21 protein-coding genes are annotated in these 24739 nt (G+C 70.9%); 9 read left to right on the plus strand and 12 right to left on the minus strand.

All coding sequences use genetic code 11. From position 1 onward, the window contains the following. Positions 1-262 precede the first annotated feature (262 nt). On the minus strand, positions 263-1606 hold the full coding sequence (gene glnA, locus AMY39116_RS0321480) for a type I glutamate--ammonia ligase (RefSeq protein ID WP_017987056.1): 1344 nt from the start codon (positions 1604-1606) through the stop codon (positions 263-265). Between the two features lie 9 nt (positions 1607-1615). Further along, positions 1616-2968, minus strand: coding sequence for an MFS transporter (locus AMY39116_RS0321485; protein ID WP_272883077.1), 1353 nt, complete (start codon positions 2966-2968; stop codon positions 1616-1618). On the opposite strand from AMY39116_RS0321485, the gene AMY39116_RS0321490 reads away from it, so the two are divergent. Both AMY39116_RS0321490 and AMY39116_RS0321495 read left to right on the plus strand, forming a co-directional pair. Next, positions 2967-3917 (plus strand): GlxA family transcriptional regulator, encoded by a 951-nt coding sequence (locus AMY39116_RS0321490; RefSeq protein ID WP_020419695.1) that lies wholly within the window; start codon positions 2967-2969, stop codon positions 3915-3917. The two genes, AMY39116_RS0321485 and AMY39116_RS0321490, sit on opposite strands and share 2 nt — an antisense overlap. A 16-nt stretch (positions 3918-3933) precedes the next feature. Then, on the plus strand, positions 3934-4626 hold the full coding sequence (locus AMY39116_RS0321495; RefSeq protein ID WP_020419696.1) for an LppX_LprAFG lipoprotein: 693 nt from the start codon (positions 3934-3936) through the stop codon (positions 4624-4626). Here AMY39116_RS0321495 and AMY39116_RS0321500 read toward each other — a convergent pair. After that, entirely contained in the window at positions 4623-6176 is a 1554-nt protein-coding gene (locus tag AMY39116_RS0321500) for an alpha/beta hydrolase (protein ID WP_020419697.1), read from the minus strand. The two genes, AMY39116_RS0321495 and AMY39116_RS0321500, sit on opposite strands and share 4 nt — an antisense overlap. A 22-nt stretch (positions 6177-6198) precedes the next feature. After that, the gene (locus AMY39116_RS0321505) at positions 6199-7749 is read right to left on the minus strand and encodes an alpha/beta hydrolase (RefSeq protein ID WP_020419698.1); all 1551 of its coding nucleotides are present in this window, start codon (positions 7747-7749) and stop codon (positions 6199-6201) included. 177 nt (positions 7750-7926) lie between these two features. On the opposite strand from AMY39116_RS0321505, the gene secA2 reads away from it, so the two are divergent. The 3 genes from secA2 to AMY39116_RS0321520 all read left to right on the plus strand — a co-directional run bounded on the left by secA2 (position 7927) and on the right by AMY39116_RS0321520 (position 12584). Further along, positions 7927-10224, plus strand: a complete 2298-nt coding sequence (gene secA2 / locus AMY39116_RS0321510; RefSeq protein WP_020419699.1) for an accessory Sec system translocase SecA2 — start codon at positions 7927-7929, stop codon at positions 10222-10224. A 33-nt stretch (positions 10225-10257) separates the two neighbouring features. Then, positions 10258-11967 carry an NAD+ synthase gene (locus tag AMY39116_RS0321515; RefSeq protein ID WP_020419700.1) on the plus strand — a complete coding sequence of 570 codons (1710 nt, stop codon included), beginning with the start codon at positions 10258-10260 and terminating at the stop codon, positions 11965-11967. Positions 11968-12032: 65 nt separating this feature from the next. Beyond that, positions 12033-12584, plus strand: coding sequence for a DinB family protein (locus tag AMY39116_RS0321520; protein WP_027936119.1), 552 nt, complete (start codon positions 12033-12035; stop codon positions 12582-12584). A 677-nt stretch (positions 12585-13261) separates the two neighbouring features. Here the strand turns inward: AMY39116_RS0321520 and AMY39116_RS0321525 are convergent. Together AMY39116_RS0321525 and AMY39116_RS0321530 are read right to left on the minus strand one after the other, a co-directional pair. Continuing rightward, positions 13262-13795, minus strand: coding sequence for a methylated-DNA--[protein]-cysteine S-methyltransferase (locus AMY39116_RS0321525; protein ID WP_020419702.1), 534 nt, complete (start codon positions 13793-13795; stop codon positions 13262-13264). Between the two features lie 9 nt (positions 13796-13804). Beyond that, entirely contained in the window at positions 13805-14212 is a 408-nt protein-coding gene (locus AMY39116_RS0321530) for an SRPBCC family protein (RefSeq protein WP_027936120.1), read from the minus strand. A gap of 71 nt (positions 14213-14283) precedes the next feature. Here AMY39116_RS0321530 and AMY39116_RS0321535 point away from each other — a divergent pair, with 71 nt between their 5' ends. From AMY39116_RS0321535 to panB, 3 genes are all read left to right on the plus strand, one after another. Beyond that, complete coding sequence (locus AMY39116_RS0321535) at positions 14284-14991, plus strand: Asp/Glu racemase (RefSeq protein WP_020419704.1); 708 nt, start codon at positions 14284-14286, stop codon at positions 14989-14991. Positions 14992-15614: 623 nt separating this feature from the next. Further along, entirely contained in the window at positions 15615-16436 is an 822-nt protein-coding gene (locus AMY39116_RS0321540) for an AraC family transcriptional regulator (protein ID WP_193354375.1), read from the plus strand. A gap of 110 nt (positions 16437-16546) precedes the next feature. Then, positions 16547-17407 (plus strand): 3-methyl-2-oxobutanoate hydroxymethyltransferase, encoded by an 861-nt coding sequence (gene panB, locus AMY39116_RS0321545; RefSeq protein ID WP_020419706.1) that lies wholly within the window; start codon positions 16547-16549, stop codon positions 17405-17407. Positions 17408-17443: 36 nt separating this feature from the next. On the opposite strand, the gene AMY39116_RS0321550 is transcribed toward panB, so the two are convergent. The 6 genes from AMY39116_RS0321550 to AMY39116_RS0321575 are packed head-to-tail and all read right to left on the minus strand — an operon-like array spanning position 17444 to position 23845. After that, a complete protein-coding gene (locus AMY39116_RS0321550) occupies positions 17444-18397 on the minus strand; it encodes an undecaprenyl-diphosphate phosphatase (protein WP_027936122.1) in 954 nt (317 codons plus the stop codon). 53 nt (positions 18398-18450) lie between these two features. After that, positions 18451-19257, minus strand: coding sequence for an ABC transporter permease (locus AMY39116_RS0321555; RefSeq protein ID WP_017987041.1), 807 nt, complete (start codon positions 19255-19257; stop codon positions 18451-18453). Positions 19258-19267: 10 nt separating this feature from the next. Next, positions 19268-20125, minus strand: coding sequence for an ABC transporter permease (locus tag AMY39116_RS0321560; protein WP_020419708.1), 858 nt, complete (start codon positions 20123-20125; stop codon positions 19268-19270). A gap of 1 nt (position 20126) precedes the next feature. After that, positions 20127-21338, minus strand: coding sequence for an ABC transporter substrate-binding protein (locus AMY39116_RS0321565; protein ID WP_020419709.1), 1212 nt, complete (start codon positions 21336-21338; stop codon positions 20127-20129). A gap of 12 nt (positions 21339-21350) precedes the next feature. Further along, positions 21351-22418: an ABC transporter ATP-binding protein gene (locus AMY39116_RS0321570; protein WP_037324027.1), complete on the minus strand. Its 1068-nt coding sequence runs from the start codon at positions 22416-22418 to the stop codon at positions 21351-21353. A gap of 5 nt (positions 22419-22423) precedes the next feature. After that, positions 22424-23845, minus strand: a complete 1422-nt coding sequence (locus AMY39116_RS0321575) for a gamma-aminobutyraldehyde dehydrogenase (RefSeq protein ID WP_020419711.1) — start codon at positions 23843-23845, stop codon at positions 22424-22426. A 132-nt stretch (positions 23846-23977) separates the two neighbouring features. Between AMY39116_RS0321575 and AMY39116_RS0321580 the strand changes: the two genes are divergently transcribed. Then, on the plus strand, positions 23978-24721 hold the full coding sequence (locus tag AMY39116_RS0321580) for a FadR/GntR family transcriptional regulator (protein WP_027932302.1): 744 nt from the start codon (positions 23978-23980) through the stop codon (positions 24719-24721). The last annotated feature ends 18 nt before the right edge of the window (positions 24722-24739 follow it).

Consider the following 24739-nt stretch of genomic DNA (forward strand, 5'->3'; position numbering starts at 1 on the left):
AAGCTGCTGCTTCTATAAAACTTTTGTGTTCTCGCGGAGGGCGTCAGCAACCCTACTGGTTTAGTAGTAGTGGTTGGCGACCCACCCGCGGGCCGACCAAGAACTTTACCCGGTTCGGTTCGCGGTGTCAACACCGCCCGACCCTGGTCCGTCCGCCGGGGCTTTCGGCCCCGTCGTCCCGGTCTCCCTGGCGACGAAGAGAAGATTACATGCCCCGGAACCCCCCTGAAACAGGGGGGTCCCTTAACGGCATTTCCCCTGGTCAGAGCACCGGTAGGAGCGTCTTGAGCTCGTACGGCGTGACCGAGCGCCGGTAGGCGTCCCACTCGGCGCGCTTGTTCCGGAGGAAGAAGTCGTAGACGTGCTCGCCCAGCGCGTCGGGCAGCAGCTCGGACTTCTCCATCTCGGCGAGGGCCTCGCCGAGGTTCTGCGGCAGCTGGTCGTACCCGGCCGCGCGGCGCTCGGCGTCGCTCATCGACCAGATGTTGTCCTCGGCCGCCGGCGGCAGCTCGTAGCCCTTCTCGATCCCCTTCAACCCGGCGGCGATCACGACCGAGTACGCCAGGTAGGGGTTGCAGGCGGAGTCGATCGTGCGGATCTCGACCCGTCGCGACGACGCCTTCCCCGGCGAGTAGTTCGGCACCCGCACCAGCGCGGACCGGTTCGCCCGGCCCCACGACACCGTGGTCGGTGCCTCTCCCCCGCTGATCAGCCGCTTGTACGAGTTCACCCACTGGTTGGTCACGGCGGAGATCTCCCGCGCGTGGTGGAGCAGGCCGGCGACGAAGGCCTTGCCCGTCTCGGACAACTCGTACGGGTCTTCCGGGTTGTGGAACGCGTTGCGGTCGCCCTCGAACAACGACACGTGCGTGTGCATCCCCGAGCCGGGCTGCTCGGTGAACGGTTTCGGCATGAAGGTCGCACGCACCCCCTGGGTCAGCGCGACCTCCTTGACCACGTACCGGAACGTCATGACGTTGTCGGCCATGGTCAGCGCGTCGGCGTAGCGCAGGTCGATCTCCTGCTGCCCCGGCGCGCCCTCGTGGTGGCTGAACTCGACCGAGATGCCCATCGCCTCCAGCGCCTCGATGGCGTGGCGGCGGAAGTGCGTCGCCGTGGCGTGACTGGCCTGGTCGAAGTACCCGCCGTTGTCCGCGGGCTCCGGCTCGCTGCCGTCCGACGGCAACGACGAGAGCAGGAAGAACTCGATCTCCGGGTGCACGTAGCAGGTGAACCCGGCCTCCCCCGCCTTCGACAGCTGGCGCCGCAGCACGTGCCGCGGGTCGGCCCAGGACGGCGACCCGTCGGGCATCGCGATGTCGCAGAACATCCGCGCGGAGTAGTGCCCGCCCTCCGGGGTCTCCCAGGGCAGCACCTGGAACGTCGACGGGTCGGGCTTCGCGACCATGTCCGATTCGTAGACGCGCGCGAAGCCTTCGATGGCCGATCCGTCGAACCCGATCCCGTCGCTGAAGGCGCCCTCCAGCTCGGCGGGGGCCACCGCCACCGACTTCAGGAAACCGAGTACGTCGGTGAACCACAGACGGACGAACCGGATGTCACGTTCTTCCAGCGTGCGCAGCACGAACTCCTGCTGGCGATCCATGGCCGCACCCTACGCATGGCGTGTTAACGGCATGTTTCGTGGTTCCGGTGTTGCCCTGACGGAGGGAATGACCAGCGACATCACCGCAGCCAGCGCGCACAATCCGCCCGAGATGTACCACGCGAGGTCGTAACTCCCGGCGTGGTCGTGGATCAGGCCGGCGCCCACCGCGGCGATCGACGCGCCGACCTGGTGGGACGCGAAGACCCAGCCGAACACGATGGGACCGCTCAGGCCGAAGTGCTCACGCGCCAGCGCCACCGTCGGCGGCACCGTGGCGACCCAGTCCAGGCCGTAGAAGATGATGAAAGCCCACATCGGCGGCTCGGTGGTTGGCGCGAACAGGTGCGGCAGCACGATGAGCGACGCGCCGCGCAGGAAGTAGTACACGCCGAGCAGGATCCGCGGGTTGACGCGGTCGGTGAGCCAGCCGGAGGCGATCGTGCCTGCCACGTCGAAGATGCCGACCAGCGCGAGCAGCGAGGCCGCGGTTGTCGGCGGCATCCCGTGCTCGTGCGCCGCGGGCACGAAGTGGGTCTGGATCAGGCCGTTGGTGGAGGCCCCGCAGATCGCGAACCCGCCGGCGAGCAGCCAGAACGCCCGCGTCTTCGCGGCCTGCCCCAGCACCTGCAGCGCGCGCCGGGCCGCTCCAGTCGACGGCGGCAACTCCTCGGCCTCGGTCGCGCCGTACGCGGTCAGGCCGATCTCGCTCGGGTGGTCGCGCAGGAAGATCAGGGTGATCGGCACGACCGCGAGCGCGGCGAAGGACACCACCAGCGACGCGGTCCGCCAGCCGTCGTTCGTGGCGATCGCGGCGAGCAGAGGCAGGAACACCAGCTGCCCGGCCGCGCCCGCGGCGGTCAGGATGCCGCTGACCAGGCCGCGGTGGCGGACGAACCAGCGCGCGGTCACGGTCGCGACGAACGCCAGCGCCATCGAGCCGGTCCCCAGCCCGACCAGCACGCCCCAGCACAACAGCAGCTGCCAGCTCGCGGTCATGAACACCGTCAGACCGCTGCCCGCCGCGACCAGGACCAGCGCGCCGGTCACGACCTTGCGCATGCCGAGGCGCTCCATCAGCGCAGCGGCGAACGGCGCGGTCAGGCCGTAGAGCAGGAGGTTGATCGACACGGCGGCCGAGATCGTGGCCGTCGACCAGCCGAACTCCTCGTGCAGCGGGTCGATCAGCACGCCGGGGGTGGCGCGGAACCCGGCGGCGCCGACCAGCGCGACGAAGGCCGCGAAGGCGACGAACCAGGCCGGGTGGATGCGCGACTTCGTTCTTGTCACCGGTACATGCTCGCCGACCGCGATCACCCGGACGAGTGGCCGGAGCGCCAATATGTGCAAGAATCCGGCCATGCACCGGGTTGTGGTCCTCGCGGTCTCCGAAGTGGTCGGGTACGACCTGAACATCGCGCCGCTCGTGTTCGGCACCGCGGCACAGGACGGCGAACCGCTCTACGACGTGCGGGTTTGCGGGGTCAACGACCGGCCGGTGCGGGTCAGCCACGGCTACGACGCGCAGCTCGGCCACGGCCCGGAAGCACTGGAGGACGCCGACACCGTCGTCATCCCCGGCACCCGCGTGCACGGGCCGCGGCGCGATGGCGTGCTGCCGCCCGACCTGGCCGCGGCGCTGGCCCGGATCCCGTCATCGGCGCGGCTCGTGTCGATCTGCACCGGCGCCTTCGTGCTGGCCGCCGCCGGCGTGCTCGACGGCCGCCGCGCGACCACCCACTGGGCGCACGCGCCCGCCTTCCGGCGCCTCTACCCGCAGGTCGACCTGGACGAGAACGTGTTGTTCGTGGACGACGGCGACGTTCTGACCTCCGCGGGGCTGGCCGCCGGCGTGGACCTGTGCCTGCACCTCGTGCGGTCCGACCACGGCAGCGCGGTCGCCAACCACGTCGCCCGCTACTGCGTGGTGCCGCCGTGGCGCGACGGCGGGCAGTCGCAGTTCATCGAGCAGCCACTGCCCGAGGCCGACGGCAGCACCGCCGCGACGCGCGCGTGGGTGCTGGAGCGGCTCGGCGAACCGCTCGACCTGGCCGCGCTCGCGAAGCACGCGGGCATGAGCGTGCGCACCTTCAGCCGCCGCTTCCGCGCGGAGACCGGGCAGTCGCCGCGGGCATGGCTGAACCAGCAGCGGGTGCTGCACGCCCGCCACCTGCTGGAGACCACGGATCTGCCCGTCGACCGGGTCGCGGCCGAGTCGGGGCTGGGCACCGCGGCTTCGCTGCGGCAGCACCTCAACGCGGCGATCGGCGTCGCTCCGCTGGCATACCGCCGGACCTTCGCCCGCCGCTGATCGCTACCTTGGACGCATGCTCCGCCGACGCACCGCCGGTGTCCTCGCCCTGGTCCTGGCGCTGTCCACCGCCTGTTCGGCCGCGCCAGAGGAACCGCTCCCCGACGGGCGCGCGCTCGTGGACGCCGCCGAGACGAGCCTGAACGGGATCCGCAGCGTGCGGTTCGACTTCAGCGTCAGCTCGACCATCCCCGGCCTGGACATCCGCGAGGTCAAGGGGCAGGCCAGCAAGGACGGCGGGCCGCACGGCACCGCGATCGGGCAGGCCGACGTGCAGGCCTCGGCGGACCGGTTCGAGCTGGACTACGTGCTCGTCGGTGAGACGCTGTTCCTCACCGACACCAAGGGCCAGCAGCGGCAGGCCCCCGTGCCCGCCGACTACAACCCGATGACGCTGCTCGACTCCGAGCGCGGCCTGCCCAAGCTGATGTCGGAGGCGACCGCGCTGAAGACGGAGACGAAGGAGGACGTCCTCGGCGTCGAGGCCTACCGGGTCACCGGCGAGCTGGCGAAGGACGTCATCTCCAGCGTCATCCCCGGCATCCAGGCCGACGTGGACATCAAGTTCTGGGTCACCAAGGCCGAGCCGCGCAACCTGGTGCGCGTCTGGATCCAGGTGCCGCCGCGGCAGCCGAACGAGGGCGCCATCCAGCTGGAACTGGCGCTGTCCGACCAGAACGTGCCCGTCGGGACGTCCACCGGCGGTTAGGCCTGGCAGCGGGTGCCCGGGGCCGGCTGGGAGCCGTCCACCAGGTAGTCCAGGCCGGCGACGTCGACGCACATGTTGCCGTGCAGGAACGCGGTGTGCTGGGTGCCGTCGACGGTGAGCAGGCCGCCGTGGAAGAGGTTCGCGAGGGTGACGCCGGCCTGGTACGGGGTGACCGGGTCGCCGGTCGTCGAGATGACCAGTGGTGGCGCGGCGGAGGTGACCGTCGGCCGGTGCGGCTGGGACGTGCTGGGCACCGGCCAGCTCGCGCACACGTCGAGTTCGCCCTGGTCGGGGCGGCCCCAGCCGAGGAACGGCGCGGCGTCGACCATCCGCTGCCGGGACACCGCCGGATCGACCGCACGCGGGTTGTCCACGCAGCGCACGGCGTAATAGGCGTCCTGCAGCGACGAGTACCGCCCGTCCGCGTCGCGCTCGTAGTAGCCGTCGGCGAGCCGGAGCAGGACCGAGCCGTCACCGCCGCGCAGCAGGCCGAGCCCGGTGTTGAGGAACGGCCAGGACTGGCTCGAGTACATCGCCTCGACCACGCCCGTGATGGCGTCCCGGTAGGACAGCCGCCTGCCGTCGCCGGTCTTCGCCGGAGCGCCGACCAGCGGCTGGACCAGGTTCTGGAACTCGGCCGCCGCCTTCGCCGGGTCGCGGCCCAGCGCGCAGCCGTCGTGGCGCGCGCACTCGGCGGCGAACTCGCCGAACGCGCGGGAGAACCCGGCGCCCTGCGCGACCAGCGAATCCGGATCGGTCGCCGCCGGGTCGATGGCGCCGTCCAGCAGCAACGCGCGGACCCGCTCCGGGAACGCCTCGGCGTAGCTGTAGCCGATCTGGGTGCCGTAGGAGTAGCCGAGGTAGCTCAGCTTCGCCTCGCCCAGCGCGGCCCGCAGGACGTCGAGGTCTTTGACCACGTCCCGCGTGCCCATGTTCGCCAGCATCGCGTCGCCGTGCTCGGTGCGCTGGGCGCACTTCGCCGCGAAGTCCTTCGCCTCCCCGGTCCACGCGGCGTCCGAGGCGCCCGGGTTGTCCGCCCGTTCGGCGTCCCGTTCGGCGTCGGTCAGGCACTGCACGCGCGGCTGGCTCGCCCCGACCCCGCGCGGATCGAAGCCGACGAAGTCGAACCGCAGGCCGATCGCGTTGTTCGACACCGTCGGCACCAGCCGGGCGGCCGCTTCCATGCCGGAACCGCCAGGGCCGCCCGGGTTCATGACCAGCGAGCCGATGCGGTGGGCCGGGTCGAGCGCCTTGTGCCGCAGCACGCCGACGGTGATCGTCTCGCCGCGCGGGTTCGCGTAGTCCAGCGGAACGGTCAGGCGGGCGCACTCCACACCGGGCGTGCGGAACGCCTCCGCGCTCTGCTGCCCCGTCGCGTACGCCGCGCAGTCACCCCACGCGAGCCGCTGGTCGTAGAAGCGGTCGAGCGCGTGGACGTCCGCCACCGGCGAGGGTGACGGCGGCGGCGCGGTGGCCTGCGTGGTGCACGCGGTCAGCGTGACGGACAGCAGGCCCGCGGCGAGCAGCCTCCGGCGGCGGGGAAAACGCATCTGTCACATCGTGCCAGTCCGGTCACCGAGAGGTACAGCGCGCGCCTTCCGCAGGCAGGGTCCCGTCGATCAGGTAGGCGGTGCCGATGTCGTCCACGCAGTCGACTCCCTGCAGGAAGACGGTGTGCTGGGTGCCCTCGAACGTCAGCAGCGCGCCCTTCATCGCCTTCGCGAGGTTCACCCCCGCCTGGTACGGGGTGGCCGGATCGTTCGTGGTCGAGATCACCAGGACCGGCGGCACGCCGGCGACGTTCGGCTCGTGCGGCTCCGAGGTGTTGGGCACCGGCCAGAACGCGCACGGGTCGAGCGCGGCACCGTTGGGCCTGCCGTCGTCGAGGAAGGGCGCCACCTGGTCGTAGCGGTTCTCCGCCTCGAGGATCTCGGCGCGGTCGGTCACCGGCGGGTCGTCGACGCAGCGGATCGCGGTGAAGGCGTCCTGCGTGTTGGCGTAGTTGCCGCTGGCGTCGCGTTCGTTGTACTGGTCGGCCAGCGCCATCAACGTGGTGCCCTGGCCGCTCTTCAGCTCGTTGAGCCCGGCGTTCAGCGGCGCCCACAACTGCTGTGAGTACAACGCCTGAATCGCGCCGAGCGTGGCGTCGTCGTAGCTGAGGACCCGGCCGTCGCGGAGGCGGACCGGGTTCTCGATCAGCGGCCGCACCAGGTTCTGGAAGGCCCGGGTCGCGCCGGCCGGGTCGGTGCCGAGCGCGCAGTCGCGGCGGGCGGCGCACCACCTGGCGAAGTCGTTGAACGCGACGCCGAAGCCCTGCCCCTGCGCGACCAGTGACTCGACCTCGTCCTGGCTCGGGTCCAGCGCGCCGTCGAGGACCATGGCGCGCACGTTCTGCGGGAACGCCTCGGCGTAGGTGTAGCCGATCCGCGTGCCGTAGGAGTAGCCGAGGTAGGTCAGCTTCTCCTCGCCCAGCGCCGACCGCAGGACGTCCATGTCCTTGACGACGTCACGGGTGCCGAGGTTCGCGAGCATCGCGGTGCCGAACTGGGTCCGCTCGGCGCACTTGTCGGCGAATTCCTTGGACTCGGCGTCCTGCCTGGCCACGCCTGCCGGGCTGCCGTCGGCCTCGAGGTCCTCGGCGCGCTGCTCGTCCCGCTCGGCGTCGGTCAGGCAGGTCACGTCGGGTTCGCTGGCGCCGATCCCGCGCGGGTCGAAGCCGACGATGTCGAAGCGCTTGCCGAGGTCGGTGTTCGCGACCCGCGGCGCGAGGCCGGCGGCGGCGTACATGCCGGAGGCGCCGGGACCGCCCGGGTTGAGCACGAGCGCCCCGAGCCGGTCGCCCGTCGCCTTCTGCCGGAGCACGCCGATCGTGATCGTGTCGCCCTGCGGCTTCGTGTAGTCCAGCGGCACGGTCAGCCGGGCGCACTGGAGAGCATCAGCGCGGAAGGCGGACCTGATGTCGTCCGAAGTCGCGTAAGGTGCACAGTCGCCCCAGGTCAACGGCTGTGCGTAGAACCGCTCCAGCCCGGCGGGCACCACCCCGGCCGGGCCGGCCGACTCGGTGCTCGCCGTCGGCGCGGGAGCCGGCGTGGGCTCCGGCGAGGTGCAGGCCGCGACCGGCACCAGCAGGCAGGCGCCGAGGACGGCGGCTCGTATGGACCGGGACCTGGCTCGCTGAAGGAAGCGCACGTCGTGATCGTGCCATCCTGAGTGGGAACACAGGTGCACCGCCACCTCGTTGGCTGGTGGGTTGCGCGCGAGAAGGACAGGAGACCACGGGTGCCAGCACTGATCAGCCGGATGGGCAAGCGGCTGCGCAAGCTCATCGAGCGGCCGGGCAGCGTCGAGCTGACCAAGTACGAGGCGCTGCTGCCGGACATCGAGGCGCTCGAACCCGAGCTGGAGGCCCTGAGCGACGCGGAGCTGACCGAGCGCGCGGGCAAGCTCCGCCTGGAGGCCGAGCTCGGCGACTCGCAGCTGGTGGAGCTGTGCGCGCTCGGCCGCGAAGCCGCGCGGCGGGCGCTGGACGAGCGCGCGTTCGACGTGCAGCTGCTCGGCACGATGGGCCTGCTGTCCGGGCACGTCGTGCAGATGCAGACCGGTGAGGGCAAGACGCTGGCGGGCGCGCTGGCCGCCGCGGGGTACGCGCTGCAGGGCAAGCGCGTGCACGTCATCTCCGTCAACGACTACCTGGCCCGCCGCGACGGCGAGTGGATGAAGCCGGTGTACGACCTGCTCGGCGTCACCGTCGGCTGGGTCGACGGCAGCCTCACCCGCGAGGAGCGGCGCGCGGCCTACGACGCCGAGGTCACCTACGGCGCGGTCAGCGAGATCGGGTTCGACATGCTGCGCGACCGGCTCGTCACCCGCGCCGAGGACGTCGTCCAGCCCGCACCGGAGGTCGCGATCATCGACGAGGCCGACTCGGTGCTCGTCGACGAGGCGCGGGTGCCGCTGGTCATGGCCGGTTCGGTGGACCAGGCGGTCGCCGACACCGAGGTGGCCAACGTGGTCCGGCGGTTGCGGCTGGGCCTGCACTACGAGACCGACACCGACGGCCGCAACGCGTGGCTGACCACCGCCGGCGCGTCCGTCGTGGAGAAGGCGCTCGGCGGGGTCGACCTGTACAGCGAGTCCGGCTCCGAGCGGCTGGCGGCCGTCAACGTCGCCCTGCACGCGCACGCGCTGCTCACCCGCGACGTCGACTACCTGGTGCGCGACGGCAAGGTCGAGCTGATCAACGCCTCCCGCGGCCGGGTCGCCGAGCTGCAGCGCTGGCCGGACGGGCTGCAGGCCGCGGTCGAGGCGAAGGAGCAGGTCGCGCCCACCGACCGCGGCGAGATCCTGGACTCGATCACCGTGCAGGCCCTGATCGCCCGGTACCCGCAGGTCGCGGGCATGACCGGCACCGCGGTCGCGGTCGCCGAGCAGCTGCGCGAGTTCTACCAGCTCGAAGTGGCGGTCATCCCGCCGAACAAGCCGAACGTCCGCGAGGACCTCGACGACCGGATCTTCGCCTCGCCGTCGCACAAGCTGCGCGCGATCGTCAAGGAGATCCGCGAGGTGCACGAGACCGGGCGGCCGATCCTCGTCGGCACGCAGGATGTCGCGGAATCCGAGGAGCTCGCCGAGAAGCTGGCGAAGGCCGACCTGCCGTGCGTCGTCCTCAACGCGCGCAACGACGCCGAGGAAGCCGCGATCATCGCCGAGGCGGGCAAGTTCGGCGCGATCACCGTGTCCACGCAGATGGCGGGCCGTGGCACCGACATCCGGCTGGGCGGCGCGGACGGCAAGGACCGCGAACGCGTCGCCGAGCTGGGCGGTCTGCACGTCATCGGCACCGCGCGGTACCCGTCGAGCCGTCTGGACGGCCAGTTGCGCGGCCGGTCCGGCCGCCAGGGCGACCCGGGCAGCGCGGTGTTCTTCGCGAGCCTGAACGACGAGCTCGTCACGTCGAACGCGCCGGACGTGCCCGATGGCATCGACGCGGACGACTCGGGCGAGATCACCGATCCGGCTGCCAAGCGCCACATCGACCACGCGCAGCGCGTCGCCGAGGGCGTCGACCTGGAGATCCACCGCAACACCTGGCGCTACACGCGGCTGATCGAGCACCAGCGGCGCGAGCTGCTGGAGTACCGCGACGAGCTGCTCCGGACCGACGCGGCCGCGGAGGCGCTGTCCGGTGAGAAGCGCTACGACGAGCTGACCGAGAAGGTCGGCGAGGAGAAGGCGAAGCAGGTCTGCCGCGAGATCATGCTGTACCACCTGGACCAGATGTGGTCGGACCACCTCGCGTTCCTCACCGACGTGCGGGAGAGCATCCACCTGCGCGCGCTGGCGCGGGAGACGCCGCTGGACGAGTTCCACCGCATCGCGATCCCGGAGTTCCGCAAGATCGTGCCCGCGATCAAGGAGCGGTCCGCCGAGACGCTCGCCGACGCGGAGATCGGCGACGACGGGATCGACCTGGCGGCCTCCGGCGTGCGGCGGGCCAGCTCGACGTGGACGTACCTGGTGCACGACGCGCCGTTCGACGCGGGCTTCGAGGAGACGCTGCGGCAGGTGCGCAGCCTCTTGCGGCGCAAGAAGAACTGAGCGGGCATCCGGGGCGTGGCCGACAATGAGGTCATGCTCCGGATCGCGCTGGCCCAGGTGAACCCGACCGTCGGCGACCTCACGGCCAACGCGGCGCAAACCGTGACGTGGGCGCGCAAGGCCGCCGAGGCGGGGGCGCACGTCATCGTGTTCCCCGAGATGTCGCTGACCGGGTACCCGGTCGAGGACCTCGCGTTGCGCGGCACGTTCGCGGAGGCGTCGCGCTCTGCGTTGCGGGCGTTGGCTGCTTCGCTGGCGGACGCGGGTTGCGGTGAGCTGCTCGTGTACGTGGGCTATCTCGACCTGGACGACGTCGGTCCCCGTGACGCGGCAGCCGCCCTGTGGCGCGGCGAGGTGGTCGCGCGGCAGTTCAAGCACCACCTGCCGAACTACGGCGTGTTCGACGAGCAGAGGTGGTTCAAGGCGGGGCGGACGCTGGACGTGCTGCGGTTCCACGGCTGCGACATCGGCATGGTGATCTGCGAGGACCTCTGGCAGGACGGCGGGCCGGTGTCCGCGCTCGGGGCGGCCGGGGTCGGCGTGGTGGTGTCGCCGAACGCCTCGCCGTACGAACGGTCCAAGGACGACATCCGGTTGCCGCTGGTCGCGCGGCGGGCGGCGGAGGCCGGCGCTCCCTTGGTCTACGCGAACCAGGTCGGCGGGCAGGACGACCTCGTGTTCGACGGCGACTCGTTCGTGGTCGGCGCGGGCGGGTCGCTGCTCGCGCGGGCGCCGCAGTTCGTGGAGCACCTGCTGGTGGCGGATGTGTCCGTGGAGGCGGTGGAGTGCGCGCCGGGGACGTACGAGGGGCTCGAGGTGCGGCGGCGGGCGCTCTCGGCGGATCCGGCGCCGGCGTACGAACCCTTGCCCGCTGCGGTGCGCGAGCCGTTGTCCGACGAGGCGGAGGTGTGGTCGGCGCTGGTCGTCGGGTTGCGGGACTACGTGCACAAGAACGGGTTCCGCTCGGTGATCTTCGGGTTCTCCGGCGGGATCGACTCCGCGGTGACGGCGGCGCTGGCGGTGGACGCGCTGGGGGCGGACTCGGTGCACGGCGTGTCGATGCCGTCGCGGTACTCGTCGGCGCATTCGCGGGACGACGCGGCGGAACTGGCGCGGCGGCTGGGATGCCACTTCCGGGTGGAGCCGGTCGAGGACATGGTGCGGGTCTACGTGGATCAGCTCGGACTGTCCGGCCTGGCGGAGGAGAACATCCAGGCGCGGGTGCGCGGCATGCTCCTGATGTCACTGTCCAATCTGGAGGGACATTTGGTGCTGGCGACCGGGAACAAGACCGAGCTGGCGGTCGGGTACTCGACGATGTACGGGGACGCGGTCGGCGGGTTCGCGCCGATCAAGGACGTGTTCAAGACGCAGGTGTGGGCGCTGGCCCGGTGGCGCAACGCCGCGGCCGAGAAACGCGGTGAGGTGCCGCCGATCCCGGAGAACTCGATCGCGAAACCGCCGTCGGCGGAGCTGCGACCGGGGCAGCTGGACACGGATTCCCTGCCGGACTACGGGGTGCTGGACGACATCCTGGACGACTACGTCGAAGGCGACCGGGGTTACGCGGAGTTGGTCGAAGCCGGGTTCGCGCCGGAAACGATCGATCGGGTGATCCGGATGGTCGACCGTGCGGAGTACAAACGCCGCCAGTACCCGATCGGTACGAAGATAACTTTTAAGGCTTTCGGGCGAGATCGACGGCTGCCCATCACGAATTGCTGGCGCGAAGGGGAGTTCTGAGCCGGAAACTGTCGGACCCGGGTGCCATCATTCCCTCCATGCCCCTCCTGGAAGGAACTGTTGTCATGGCTGGGAATGTCCGTCCGGTGGCCGACGAGCGCGACGGCCTGCTCGCTTTTCTCGCGCAGCAGCGGTATGTCCTGCGTCTCGCGGCCCGTGGTCTGACCGAGGCGCAGGCGCGGCTGACGCCCACGCGGAGCGCGCTGAGCATCGGCGGGCTGATCAAACACGTGACGAGCACCGAGCGACGGTGGATGGCGGCGGTGCGCGGTTCCCCTGTGGACAGCGATGGCGTGGCGGATTTCGTTGTGGGTGAAGGGGAAACGCTGTCCGATGTGCTGACCGCGTACGACTCGGCGGCCAGGGAGACCGAGGAGATCGTCGCCGGGATCCCGGATGTCGGGCAGCCGGTGCGGGTGCCGTGGCTCCCGGACGAAGTGGACGCGTGGACGGTGCGGTGGGTGCTGCTGCACCTGATCGAGGAAACCGCGCGGCACGCCGGGCACGCGGACATCCTGCGCGAACACATCGACGGCGCGACCGCGGTGCCACTGATGGCCGCGGCGGAGGGATGGCCCGTCAGACCGTGGCTGACGCCCCGCGCCCCCAGCGGCTGACGACGCTGCTGCGGTTGCGCTCGCTGGCGATGCGCTCGCAGCCGGGCAGGTGATGGCGACTACCTCCGCCGCTTCGGTCGCAGGCCCCGCCGGGAGCAACGTGCACCCCTCCCGACACGATGTCCGCCGCACTCGCACGCAAGAACACGTCAGCCGCCCCGACGGATGCGCGCCGAGCGCCGCTTGAAACCCGCACGCGACCGCGGCCACGGATAACCCGTCGGGCCATGACCCGACGCGATGCCCGGCACCCTCCCACGGAAGGCTGCCATCCCACGCAAGAGGGTCACGCAAGAACCGAGCCTCCCACCGCCAAGCCCAGGCCCGGGCTTCACGACCCGGTCCCGAGCCAACTCCAAAGGAGATCCCTTGAACCGCAACCCACACGCCAGCCACCCCACCGGACGCACTCCCCCGGGCGCGCCGAATACCCGCTGAAACCTAACGCGACCGCGGCCACGGATAACCCGTCGGACCGTGACCCGGCACGACGCCCTCCCACTGAAGGCCGCCGTCCCACACGAGACGGCCACGCAAGAACTCGCCTTCCCACCACCGTGCCCAGTCCCGCGCTTCGCAAGCCGGTCCCGAACCAACGCCAAAGGAGCTGCCTTGAACAACAACCCACACGCCAGCCACCCCACCGGACGCGCTCCCCCGAGCCGGGCGCGCCCGCGTCAGAAGAGGGTCGGCTGGACGTCCGCGCCTTCGATGATGAGCATCTGCCGCTTGGTCTCCACCCCACCGCGTGCGGAGAACCCACCCATACGGCGCCCGGCGGCCAGCACCCGGTGGCACGGCACGACGATCGGGAAGGGGTTGTGCCCCAGCGCCTGGCCGACGGCCTGCGCCGAACCCGGCATGCCCAGCCGGTGGGCGATGTCGCCGTAGGTGAGGGTCCGTCCGGGCGGGATGTTCCGCGCGATCTCGTACACGCGGCGGTTGAACTCCGGCACGCCCTGGTAGTCGAGAACGATCCCGAGCAGGTCCCGGCGCTCGCCGCGCAGGAGTGCGGTGATCTCGTCGATCGCGGCCTGGACCTCGTCCGGCGGCGTCGACTCGGCGGCCTCGGGGAAGGCGGCCCGGAGGCGTGCCCGTGTGGTGGCGGGGGCGCCGTCGGGCAGACGGACGCCGGTCACACCGTGCTCGCCCCAGGCGATGCCGCAGTGACCGATCGCGGTGTCGAAGAGCGCGTAACCCAGTGCTGTCATGGTGTCCCCTCAGGCCGGGAGGGCCTGTGCCTCCAGCGTCTCCTTGATGACCGCGGTGCCTTGCTCCATCAAAGCACCGGTGCGGGCCGCGAGGGTTCCGGGGAGGAGGTCGGCGACCCAGACGAACCGGGTCCGGCCCGGTCCGTCGGCGAACACCTGCGCGACGCCGTTGTGGTGGCTGTAGGGCCCGCCGACGACGGACCAGACGAGCCGGTGCGCGTCGTCGTCGAGGTCGACCAGCACCTCGCGCACGACGGTGCCGTCGAAGAAGGTGACGATCCGGTCCGTGCCGTCCAGGCGCGTGTCGGTGACGAAGCCGGGGGCGAGGCGTTCGTGCAGCGCGCCCCAATCCCGGAGAGCTGCCCAGACCACGTCGAGAGGAGTGTCGATCAGGGTTTCCGTACGTATCGAAGCCATGCGGTCAGCGTGCCGCGCGGCCGGCCCGGGGTCTTGAAGATTCTTGCGCTGTCCGGCGGGTACCCGGCGTCATGGGCTCACTGCGGGTCGGCGTGGTCGCGTCGTTCGACTTCACCAGGGACGACGAGATCCGCCGCTGGCTGCCCGACGGAGTCGAGCTGGAGGTGCGCCGGACGGCCGAGGCCCCGGCCGACGACAACCTGACGATGGTGTCCGCGCTGGCGGATCCCGCGTACCTGACGGCCCCGGTCCGCGCGCTGTGCGACACGGGCGCCGTGGCGATCGCGTACGCCTGCACGGCCTGCAGTTTCGTGGGCGGTGAGGCAGGCGAACGCGCCCTGCGGCAAGCCATGGAGGCCGCTGGCGCACCTCGGGCGCTGACCACGTCCGGCGCGGTCGTCGACGCACTGCGGAGCGTCGGCGCGTGGCGGTTGGCCGTGGTGCACCCGTACGCGCCCGCGGTGGGCCGGCGCCTGCACAAGTACCTGACGGCGCACGGGTTCGAGATCACCAGGATCACCGGTTTCGCCCTGGCGGTCGACGAGGTCCCCGACGTCCAGCCCGAGGAGGTGACGGACCTGATCCGCGAGGGCGACACCCGCACGGCCGACGCGGTGTTCGTGAGCTGCACCGGCCTGCCCACTTACGACGTGATCGCGCCACTGGAGCGGGAGCTGGGCAAGCCCGTGGTCACCGCGAACCAAGCCACGATGTGGGCACTGCTCCACAGCGTGGGCGAAAAGGCCCTCGGCCCGGGACAACACCTGCTGGCGAGCTGACCCCAGCCGACGGCGTAGCCCTGAGGCGCGCCGCCGGCCGCGCGCGAACGGCCGGGCGCAACAAAGTGCCACGACGTTGGGGGTAGAGCGTCGGGCACCGGGGCGGGAGGCTGCGAAGGCCGTGTGGTTCGGGCCGCAGAGCGCCGCGGGCCCGGCCCTTTGCACCGCGCAGTGCCCGGGCGCCGGGGCGGCTGGCGCCCTGAGCACCCGGGGCCCCGGGTGCCGGAGCGGCAGGGTGCCCAGCGGCAGAATGCCGGGACGCCCGGGTGACTGAGCACAGGGAAGCCCCGGATGCCGGGGCGGCAGGGCCTAGGGTGCCTGGGCGCTGCGGTGCCTGGACCCTGCGGTGCCTGGACCCTGCAGTGCAGGGGCCTTGCGGTGCCGGGGCGCCTGGGCGGTAGGGCGTCGACCTTCGCGGGGCGCGGCGCCAATGGCGTCGGAACTGCAGAGCGGCAGTGCCTCCAGCCTCGCGCGACGCGGCGCCAAGGGCGCCGGACATGTGCACCGGAGCGGCACAGCGTCCGGGCGTCGAGCCTCAGGGGCGCGGGGCCAAGGGCGCCGGCACAAGAACGTCCGCACCAAGGCGCCCGGAATTGTCGTACCCGCGGGGTACCGTCGCGCGCATGGTGGCCGTTCTGTCCATTGCCTCGCGCGCGGGTGTCGTGGTGCGGCTTGTGCGTTGTGGGGGCGGGCACCGCGGGTGGTCGGCTCCTGAGGGGCGCTCCTCGCCGGAACTGGTGCTCGTTCGGCGCGGCTGGTTCCGGCGCCGGACGCGTGCCGGGGTCTTCGAGGCCGATCCGGCCCTCGGCTACCTCTCGCTGCCCGACGAGGAAGAGACCTTCGCGCATCCCGGCGGCGGTGACGTGTGCACCGCCATCCAGTTCGCGCCCTCGCTGTGGGCTTCGCTCTTCGGGGAACACCGGCCGGCCACCCCGGCCGTCTACGTCGACGCCGCGCTCGAGTTCGCCCACCGGCGGCTCATCGCGTCGACCCGGCAGGCCGACCCCGACTACGCGCTGCCGGAAAGCCTGCTCGCCCTCACCCGGGCCGCCATCGGGCCCGCGCCCCACCTCGGCACCCAGGCCGCGCCTCACCCCGGCGCCCGGGTCACCGACCGGGACATCGTCGCCAGGGCGCGCATCGCCATCGTCGAACGGCACCCGGCCGCCGGCACCCTCCTCTCCCTCGCCGAACTGCTCCACGTCTCACCGTTCCGGCTCAGCCGCGCCTTCACCCGCGAGGTGGGCGTGCCCCTCACCCGCTACCGCAACCGGGTCCGCGTCGGCCTGGTGCTGGAACGCCTCGAAGCCGGCGACACGGACCTGGCCGGACTCGCGGCCGACCTCGGCTTCGCCGACCAGGCCCACCTCACCCGCACCGTCAAGGAACACGTCGGCCACCCGCCGGCCGCCCTCCGGCGCCTGCTCGGAACCACCGCCGTGTGAAGCTCATCGCAGCTCCTTGGGCTGCCTCACGTCCTGGTGTCACGCTGGGTTTCCCAGATCCACGACCCGGGGACCCGACGAGGGCCTCGAGGGAAGGACGGTCGACGAAGATGTCCACCACCAGCGGCGAGACCGCGGCCCCGTACGGCTCCGGCCCGGCTTCCGGCGCCCCGGCCAAGAAGGTCCGCATCCCCCACCTGCAGGAACTCAAGCGCCGCGGCGAGCCGTGGCCCATGCTCACCACCTACGACATGTACACGGCCGAACTGTTCGACGAGGCCGGCATCCCGGTGCTCCTCGTCGGCGACTCGGCCGCCAACAACGTCTTCGGCTACGAGACCTCGCTCCCGGTGACCGTCGACGAACTGCTCCCCCTCGTCCGCGCCGTCACCCGCGCCACCAAACGGGCGCTCGTCGTCGCGGACCTGCCGTTCGGCTCCTACCAGCTCTCCCCCGAACAGGCCCTCGCCACCGCCGTCCGCTTCATGAAGGAAGGCCGCGCGCACGCCGTCAAACTCGAAGGCGGCCGCCGGTTCGCGCCGCACGTCGAGGCCCTCACCGGCGCGGGCGTGCCGGTCATGGGCCACATCGGCTTCACCCCGCAGAGCGAGCACAACCTCGGCGGCTACCGGGTCCAGGGCCGCGGCGAAGCGGGCGCCGACCTGATCGCCGACGCGCTCGCGCTCCAGGAAGCCGGCGCGTTCGCCGTCGTCATGGAGATGGTGCCGGCCGAAGTCGCGAAGCAGGTCACGCACGAGCTGAAGATCCCGACGGTCGGCATCGGGGCCGGCCCGGACTGCGACGCCCAGGTGCTGGTGTGGCAGGACATGGCCGGCCTGCGCCGCGGCAAGGCGCCCCGCTTCGTCAAGCGGTACGCCGACCTCGCCGGCGCCCTCTCCGGCGCCGCGGCCGCCTTCGCCGACGAAGTGCGCCGCGGCGAGTTCCCCGCGCCCGAGCACGCCTTCCACTGACGGCCCCTGCCGCCCGCCGTCCGCGGCGGGCGGCAGTCACGCCAGGAAATACGCGAGACTCCCGAGTCCGGCGACCACGCAATAAATCGCGAACGGCGTCAACGTGCGGGTCTCGAAATAACGCGTCAGGAATCGCAGCGCCAGATAGGCGGCGACCCCGGCCACCACGCTGCCCACCAGTGCCGGACCGAGGGAGGCCTGGTTCGCCGGCGTGAACAGCGACGGCAGCTTCAGCACCCCCGCGGCCAGGATCACCGGCGTGGCCAGCAGGAACGCGAACCGCGCGGCGTCCTCGTGCGACAGACCCCGCCGCAGGCCGGCCACCATCGTGATGCCGGACCGGCTGATCCCGGGGAACAACGCGAGGATCTGCGCCGCCCCGATCAGCACCGCCTCACCGACGCCGAGCCGCGCCAGGCGGCGGTCGGCAGCCTCCTCGGCGCGGATGATCCGGATGGGCATCGTGATCTCCGCCGAGAAGTCCCGCGTCACCTCGGACGGCTCGGGCACCGGCGTGACCGGGACCGGCCGGCGGGAAGCACGCGCGGACCGCTCCACGGCCAGCAGCACGAGCCCGTTGAGCGCCAGGAACACCGCGGTCGGCACCGGCTTGCCGAGGAAGTCCCGCAACACGCCTTCCAGCAGCAACCCGGCCAGCCCGACCGGGATCGTCGCCAGCGCCAGCAACCACGCCAGCCGCTGGTCGGGATCGGACACGCGGCGGTCACGCACCGAAGTCCACAACCCGCGCACGATGCGCGCCCAGTCCCGCCGGTAGAAGACCACCAGCGCCAGCGCGGTCGCGACGTGCATCGCGACCAGCACCGCCAGGTACGGCGACTCGCCGCCCATGCTCAGGTCCCGCGCCCAGGAACCGCCCAGCAACGCCGGGATGAGGATGCTGTGCCCAAGGCTGGACACCGGAAACAATTCCGACACGCCTTGCAAAGCGCCGACGACAATCGCCTCGAAATATGTCACAGCGGACATCGCGGACCTCTTTTCCGACCGCCGGAAACCGTCCGTCGAAAATACCTGAGGCGCTACAGCCGCCCGCCGCTGGCCGTGTCACCGGACAGCCGCTGCGCGAGGTACACCGGGACTGTCGACACGACGATCAGCACCGCGGCGACCACGTTGACCACCGGCGCCTGGTTGGGCCGGAACAGGTTGTCCAGGATCCAGATCGGCAGCGTCTGCAAGCCGGCACCGAGGGTGAACGTGGTCACGATGATCTCGTCGAACGACAACGCGAACGCCAGCAGCCCGCCCGCGAGCAGCGCCGACCGCAACATCGGGAACGTGACCAGCCGGAACGTGGTGATCCCGTCGGCGCCGAGGTCCATCGACGCCTCTTCGAGGTTCCCGCCCATGCGCCGCAGCCGCGCGACGACGTTGTTGAACACCACGACGATGCAGAACGTGGCGTGCGCGACGATCGCGGTGAACAGGCCGAGGTCGACGCCCAAGATGGTGCGGAACGCGTTGTTCAGCGCGATTCCGGTGACGATCCCGGGCAGGGCGATCGGCAGGATGATCAGCAGCGACACCGTGTCCTTGCCGAAGAACCGGTACCGCTGCAGGGCGAACGCCGCCATCATGCCGAGCACCAGCGCGATCGCGGTGGCCGCCAACCCCGCCTGCAGGCTGGTCCACAACGCCCGCAGCACACCCTCGTTCTGCGCAGCGCGGCCCCACCACTCGAGGGTGAACCCGGACGGCGGCCAGCCGAACGTGGTGTCGCTGTTGACCGAGTTCAGCAGCACCACCAGCAGCGGCACGTAGATCACGGCGAGCCCGAGCACCAGCGCGGCGAGCAGGACGTACTTGGTCTTCTTGGACAGCATCATCGGAAACCGCCTAGAGGTTGTCCAGCGCACCGGTCCGGCGCACCGCGGCGAGGTAGACGAGCATGATCACGACCGGCACCGTCGCGACCGTCGCCGCGAACGGGAGGTTGTTCGCCGCGCCGATGTTGTCGTAGACGACGTTGCCGAGCATCTGGCCGGCGCCGCCGACGATCTTGACGGTGATGTAGTCGCCCAGCGTCAGCGAGAACGTGAAGATCGACCCGGCCACGATCGCGGGGAACGTCAGCGGCAGCACCACCGAGCGGAACGTCCGCCACGACCGGCCGCCCAGGTCGCTCGACGCCTCGACCAGCGAGTTCGGCAGCCGGTCCAGTCCCGCGTAGATCGGCAGGATCATGTACGGCAGCCACAGGTAGGACAGCGTCAGGATGGTTGCGATCAGGCCGTAGCCGGGGGTGGCGCCGAAGAGCCACCCGACCAGCCCGTTGCCCGACAGCATGACCCGCCACGAGTACGCCTTGACGAGGTAGCTGGCCCACAGCGGCGTCATCACGGCGATCACCAGGATCCGCTGCGCCCGTGGCGAGGCGAACTTGGCCATGTAGAAGGCCATCGGGAAGGCGATGACCGCGTCGATCACCGTGACGGCCACCGCGATCCCGAGGGTGCGGAACGTGATCGTGCGGTAGACCTCGTCGGTGAACAGGGTGGCGAAGTTGTCCAGCGACCACTCGGTGACGACCTGGCCGGTGAACGTGTCGGTGTGCCAGAAGGCGGTGACGAACAACGCCGCCAGTGCGCCGAGGTAGGCCAGGCCCAGCCAGAGCAGTGGCGCGCTGAGCAGCATGCCCAGCCGCAACCTGGGTTTGCGGTAGAGGAATCCCGACACACTGGCGGCGATGCTCATGTCAGCCCTTGATCTCCGTCCACGCGCGAGTCCACTCGCCGTAGTCCTTGCACTTGACGTCGGTGCGGCCGTCGACGCACTGGGCGATCGGCGTGGTCCAGTACCAGATCTGGCCGGCGTAGGCGGCGTCACCGGCGTGGTAGGTCTCGCAGTGCTTGGCGTCCGCGGTCAGCGAGCAGGCCTTCGGGTTGGCCGGGGCCTCGCCGAAGTACTCGGCGACCTTCGCGTTGGCCTGGGGGCTGACGATGTGGTCGAGCCACTTGTAGGCGCAGGTCTTGTGCGGCGACTTGGTGGCCACCATCCAGGTGTCCGACCAGCCGGTGGCGCCCTCGACGGGCAGGGTCGACTCCAGCGGCGCGCCCTCGGACTTGGTCAGGTTGACCGTCACCTGCCACGCGGTGCCGATGACGGCGTCGCCGTTCTTCAGCGCCTGGCTTTCCTTGAGGTAGTCCGACCAGTACTCCGACACCAGCGGGCGCTGCTGCTTGAGCAGGTCGACCGCGGCCTGGAACTGCTTGTCGTCCAGCGCGTAGGGGTTCTTGATGCCCAGTTCCGGCTTGGTCTTCATCAGGTACAGCGCGGCGTCGGCGATGTAGATCGGCGAGTCGTACGCGGTGACCTTGCCCTTGTACGGGGAGTTCGCGTCGAACACCACGGACCACGAGGTGGGCGCGGGGCTGACCTTGTCGGTGCGGTAGGTCAGGACGTTGGCGCCCCAACCGTGGGGCACGCCGTAGGAGACGTTGTTCACGCTGTTCCACGGCTTGTTCTTGAGGAAGTCGAAGACGTCGGCGTAGTTCGGGATGAGGCTGGTGTTGACCGGTTCGGTGTCGCCGGCGGCGATGAGCCGCAGCGAGGCGTCACCCGAGGCGGAGATGACGTCGTACTGGCCGGTCTTCATGAGGCTGACGGCCTCATCGGAGGTGCCGAAGGTCTTCACGTTGACCTTGCACCCGGTGGCCTGCTCGAACGGGGTCACCCAGTCGACGTTGGGGTCGTTGGACCCGTTCTCCGCGTAACCGGGCCAGGCCAGGATGTTCAGCGCGCCCTCGGGCTGACCGAGCTGGGAGAGGGCTTCGAGCTTGGGCGGGGTGAAGCCCTGCCCGCCCGCGCTGGACGAGCTGGACGAAGTGCTCGACGTGCCGCAGGCCGCGACCGCGGTCCCCGCACACATCAGCCCCGCGATCAAGCGCAGGGTCCGGCTGTTGCGCATCTGGATGGCTCCTTACTCGGTTATGCGGAAGTTGTGCTCTTGCCGCCAACACAGGCGGACTCGGTTGTCGGCAAGTTCGAGGGGTGCTCCGGCGTTCTGCCGGACCACCGAGAGCTGCCCGCCGACGTCCAGCGCCACCACGTAGCGAACCGTGGCGCCGGCGTAGGAGGTGCTGGTCACCGTGCCCGTCGCGGAGATCTCGCCGACCGCGGCGGGCTGCGACAGGTCCGGATCGATGCGGATCTTTTCCGGCCGGATGCTGAACACGCCGCGCGTGCCGAGCACCGCCTCGGCGCTGTCGCCGGACAGCAGGTTCGACGTGCCGACGAACCCGGCGACGAACGCGGTCGCCGGCTCCTCGTACACCTCGCTCGGCGTGCCGACCTGTTCGATCCCGCCGGTGTTGAACACGGCGATCCGGTCGCTCATCGTCAGCGCCTCGTCCTGGTCGTGCGTCACGAAGATGAACGTGATGCCGACGTCGCGCTGGATCTGCTTCAGCTCGGTCTGCATGGCGTGCCGCAGTTTCAGGTCCAGCGCGCCGAGCGGTTCGTCGAGCAGCAGCACCTTGGGGCGGTTGACGAGCGCGCGGGCCAGTGCGACGCGTTGCCGCTGACCGCCGGAGAGCTGCGTGGGTTTGCGGCCCTCGAACCCTTCCAAGTGGACGGTCCGCAGCGCCTCGCGGGCGCGTTCGCGGCGTTGCGCGCGGGGCACCTTCTTGACCCGCAACCCGTACTCGACGTTCTGCTGCACCGTCATGTGCGGGAAGAGCGCGTAGTCCTGGAACACGGTGTTGACGTCCCGCTCGAACGGCGCCAGCCGGGTGACGTCTCGGCCGGCCAGTTCGACCGTCCCGGACGTGGGCAGCTCGAACCCGGCGATCATGCGCAGCACGGTCGTCTTGCCCGAGCCGGACGGGCCGAGCATCGAGAAGAACTCGCCCTGCGCGATGTCCAGGTCGACGCCCTCGACGGCGACCACGGAGCCGAACTCCTTGCGCAGGCCACGCAGCCGGATCGCGCTCGTGGTCTCCGCCGGGGCGGTCTTCTCGGCCAGTGCGGGAGCTTGGTTGGGCGACATGTCGATCACCAGGCCGTCATGACGTGCTTGACGCGGGTGTAGTCCTCGAGCCCGTACAGCGAGAGGTCCTTGCCGTAGCCGGACTTCTTGAACCCGCCGTGCGGCATCTCGGCCACCAGCGGGATGTGCGTGTTGATCCACACGCAGCCGAAGTCGAGCTTCGCGGACAGGCGCATCGCGCGGCGGTGGTCGGCGGTCCAGATCGACGACGCGAGCCCGTACTCGACACCGTTGGCGGCGGCCAGCGCCTCGTCGTCGCCGCTGAACCGCTGCACCGTGATGACCGGACCGAACACCTCGTTCTGCGAGATCTCGTCGTCCTGCCGGACCCCGGACACCACGGTGGGTTCGAAGAAGAAACCTTCGTCGCGGGCGCGCTTGCCGCCGGTGTGGACGGTCGCGTGCGCGGGTAGCCGCTCGATGAACCCGGCGACCTTCGCGAGGTGGGCGGCGCTGTTGAGCGGCCCGTAGAGCACGTCCGGGTCGTCCGGCAGTCCGGTCTTCGTCGCCTCCGCGTGCCGGGTCAGCGCGGCCACGAACTCGTCGTGCACGTCGTCGTGGACCAGCACGCGGGTGGCGGCCGTGCAGTCCTGGCCGGCGTTGAAGAACCCGGCGCCCGCGATGGTCTCGGCCGCGTCCTCGATGTCGGCGTCCGGGAAGACGATCACCGGCGCCTTGCCGCCCAGTTCCAGGTGGACGCGCTTGAGGTCGGCGGCCGCGGAGCCGGCGACCTCGATGCCTGCGCGGACCGAGCCGGTGATCGACACCATCGCCGGGATGTCGTGCTCGACCAGCGCCCGGCCGGTCGCCCGGTCACCGCAGACGACGTTGAGCACGCCCGGCGGCAGGAACTCCGCGGCGATCTCGGCGAGGAGCACAGTGGACGCCGGCGTCGTGTCGGACGGCTTGAGCACCACCGTGTTCCCGGCCGCCAGCGCCGGCGCGATCTTCCAGATCGCCATCATCAGCGGGTAGTTCCACGGCGTCACCTGGGCGCACACCCCGATCGGCTCGCGCCGGACGTAGGAGGTGTGCCCGGTGAGGTACTCCCCGGCGGCGCGGCCCTCCAGCGCGCGGGCGGCCCCGGCGAAGAACCGCAACTGGTCGACGAGCACCGGGATCTCCTCGGCCGTGGTCACGGCCAGCGGCTTGCCCGTGTTCGCCGACTCGACGCGGACGATCTCCTCGGCGCGGCGCTCGACGGCGTCGGCGATCTTCAGCAACGCGGCCTGACGATCGCCCGGCGTGGTCTCGCGCCACTGCTCGAAGGCCCGGGCCGCCGCACGCAGGGCGCGGTCCACGTCCTGCGCGCCGCCGACCGGCGCGGTGCAGTACGGCCGTCCGGTGACCGGATCGATGATCTCGGCGACGGCGCCGTCCGCGGAATCCGCGGGTTCGCCGTCGATGAAGTGCTTCAGCTGGTGCACGGGCAGGCTCCTGGCTCAGCGGGGACGGTGCGGGTCGGTACCCCGATGGCCGGAAAACATATAAGACCATATTTCATAGGACAAGTCTTTGAGGCAGGATTGTTCGCGGCGGTACCCGAAAGAAGGAGCCCGATGCGAAGGCCGTTGACGTCCCCCAGCGCGCGATCAGTCCTGTTCGCGCCCCTGGACCAGACCGGGCGGGCCGAGCTCGTCGCCCGGCGGCTGGTGGACGCGATCACGCTGGGTGTCCTCGCCGACCAGGAGCAACTGCCGAGCGAGGCCGAGCTCGCCGAGCAGTTCGGGGTCTCGACCGTGACCGTGCGGGAGGCGCTGGTGGCCCTGCGTCAGCAGGGTCTGGTGCAGACGAAGAGAGGCCGCGGGGGCGGCAGCTTCGTCTGCGCGCCGCCGGAGGAGAACGACGAGACGTGGCGGGCGCGCCTGCGCGAGGTCTCGCTCAGTGAGCTGCGGGACATCGGCGACGACTACGTGGCGATCGCGGGCGCCGCGGCCCGGCTGGCGGCCGAGCGCAGCTCCACCGAGGACATCGCGCGCCTCCAGCTCGCCGCGGAGGACATGGACGGCGCGGCCGGCACCGCGGCCGCCCGCGCCGAGCGGCAGTTCCACCTGGAGGTCGCCGCCGCGTCCCAGTCCCCGCGCCTCACGCACCAGGAGATCCGGTTGCAGAGCGAACAGGGCGCGCTGCTGTGGCTGCCGCTCGGGCACCACGATCCGGTGACGGCGTGCACTGAGCACCGGGCCATCGCCGCCGCGATCGCCCAGGCCGACGGCGAACTCGCCCGCAAGCTGACCGAGCAGCACATCCTGGACACCATCGACCGATTGGGTGAGGTGCATCTTGACCTACTCGGGTCCTAAGCTTCGACACCTCGACTA

This window comes from Amycolatopsis sp. ATCC 39116 (genome assembly GCF_000231075.2).
Classification (GTDB): Bacteria; Actinomycetota; Actinomycetes; order Mycobacteriales; family Pseudonocardiaceae; genus Amycolatopsis_E; species Amycolatopsis_E tucumanensis.

Coding starts and splice junctions, on each gene's coding strand:
- AMY39116_RS0321490 (WP_020419695.1), top strand. CDS start 2,967: ATGCACCGGGTTGTGGTCCTCGCGGTCTCCGAAGTGGTCGGGTACGAC.
- AMY39116_RS0321515 (WP_020419700.1), top strand. CDS start 10,258: ATGCTCCGGATCGCGCTGGCCCAGGTGAACCCGACCGTCGGCGACCTC.
- AMY39116_RS0321580 (WP_027932302.1), top strand. CDS start 23,978: ATGCGAAGGCCGTTGACGTCCCCCAGCGCGCGATCAGTCCTGTTCGCG.
- panB (WP_020419706.1), top strand. CDS start 16,547: ATGTCCACCACCAGCGGCGAGACCGCGGCCCCGTACGGCTCCGGCCCG.
- AMY39116_RS0321555 (WP_017987041.1), bottom strand. CDS start 19,257: ATGATGCTGTCCAAGAAGACCAAGTACGTCCTGCTCGCCGCGCTGGTG.
- AMY39116_RS0321485 (WP_272883077.1), bottom strand. CDS start 2,968: ATGGCCGGATTCTTGCACATATTGGCGCTCCGGCCACTCGTCCGGGTG.
- AMY39116_RS0321530 (WP_027936120.1), bottom strand. CDS start 14,212: ATGGCTTCGATACGTACGGAAACCCTGATCGACACTCCTCTCGACGTG.
- AMY39116_RS0321525 (WP_020419702.1), bottom strand. CDS start 13,795: ATGACAGCACTGGGTTACGCGCTCTTCGACACCGCGATCGGTCACTGC.
- AMY39116_RS0321560 (WP_020419708.1), bottom strand. CDS start 20,125: ATGAGCATCGCCGCCAGTGTGTCGGGATTCCTCTACCGCAAACCCAGG.
- AMY39116_RS0321550 (WP_027936122.1), bottom strand. CDS start 18,397: ATGTCCGCTGTGACATATTTCGAGGCGATTGTCGTCGGCGCTTTGCAA.
- AMY39116_RS0321495 (WP_020419696.1), top strand. CDS start 3,934: ATGCTCCGCCGACGCACCGCCGGTGTCCTCGCCCTGGTCCTGGCGCTG.
- AMY39116_RS0321500 (WP_020419697.1), bottom strand. CDS start 6,176: ATGCGTTTTCCCCGCCGCCGGAGGCTGCTCGCCGCGGGCCTGCTGTCC.
- glnA (WP_017987056.1), bottom strand. CDS start 1,606: ATGGATCGCCAGCAGGAGTTCGTGCTGCGCACGCTGGAAGAACGTGAC.
- AMY39116_RS0321540 (WP_193354375.1), top strand. CDS start 15,615: ATGGTGGCCGTTCTGTCCATTGCCTCGCGCGCGGGTGTCGTGGTGCGG.
- AMY39116_RS0321520 (WP_027936119.1), top strand. CDS start 12,033: ATGGCTGGGAATGTCCGTCCGGTGGCCGACGAGCGCGACGGCCTGCTC.
- secA2 (WP_020419699.1), top strand. CDS start 7,927: ATGGGCAAGCGGCTGCGCAAGCTCATCGAGCGGCCGGGCAGCGTCGAG.
- AMY39116_RS0321570 (WP_037324027.1), bottom strand. CDS start 22,418: ATGTCGCCCAACCAAGCTCCCGCACTGGCCGAGAAGACCGCCCCGGCG.
- AMY39116_RS0321565 (WP_020419709.1), bottom strand. CDS start 21,338: ATGCGCAACAGCCGGACCCTGCGCTTGATCGCGGGGCTGATGTGTGCG.
- AMY39116_RS0321535 (WP_020419704.1), top strand. CDS start 14,284: ATGGGCTCACTGCGGGTCGGCGTGGTCGCGTCGTTCGACTTCACCAGG.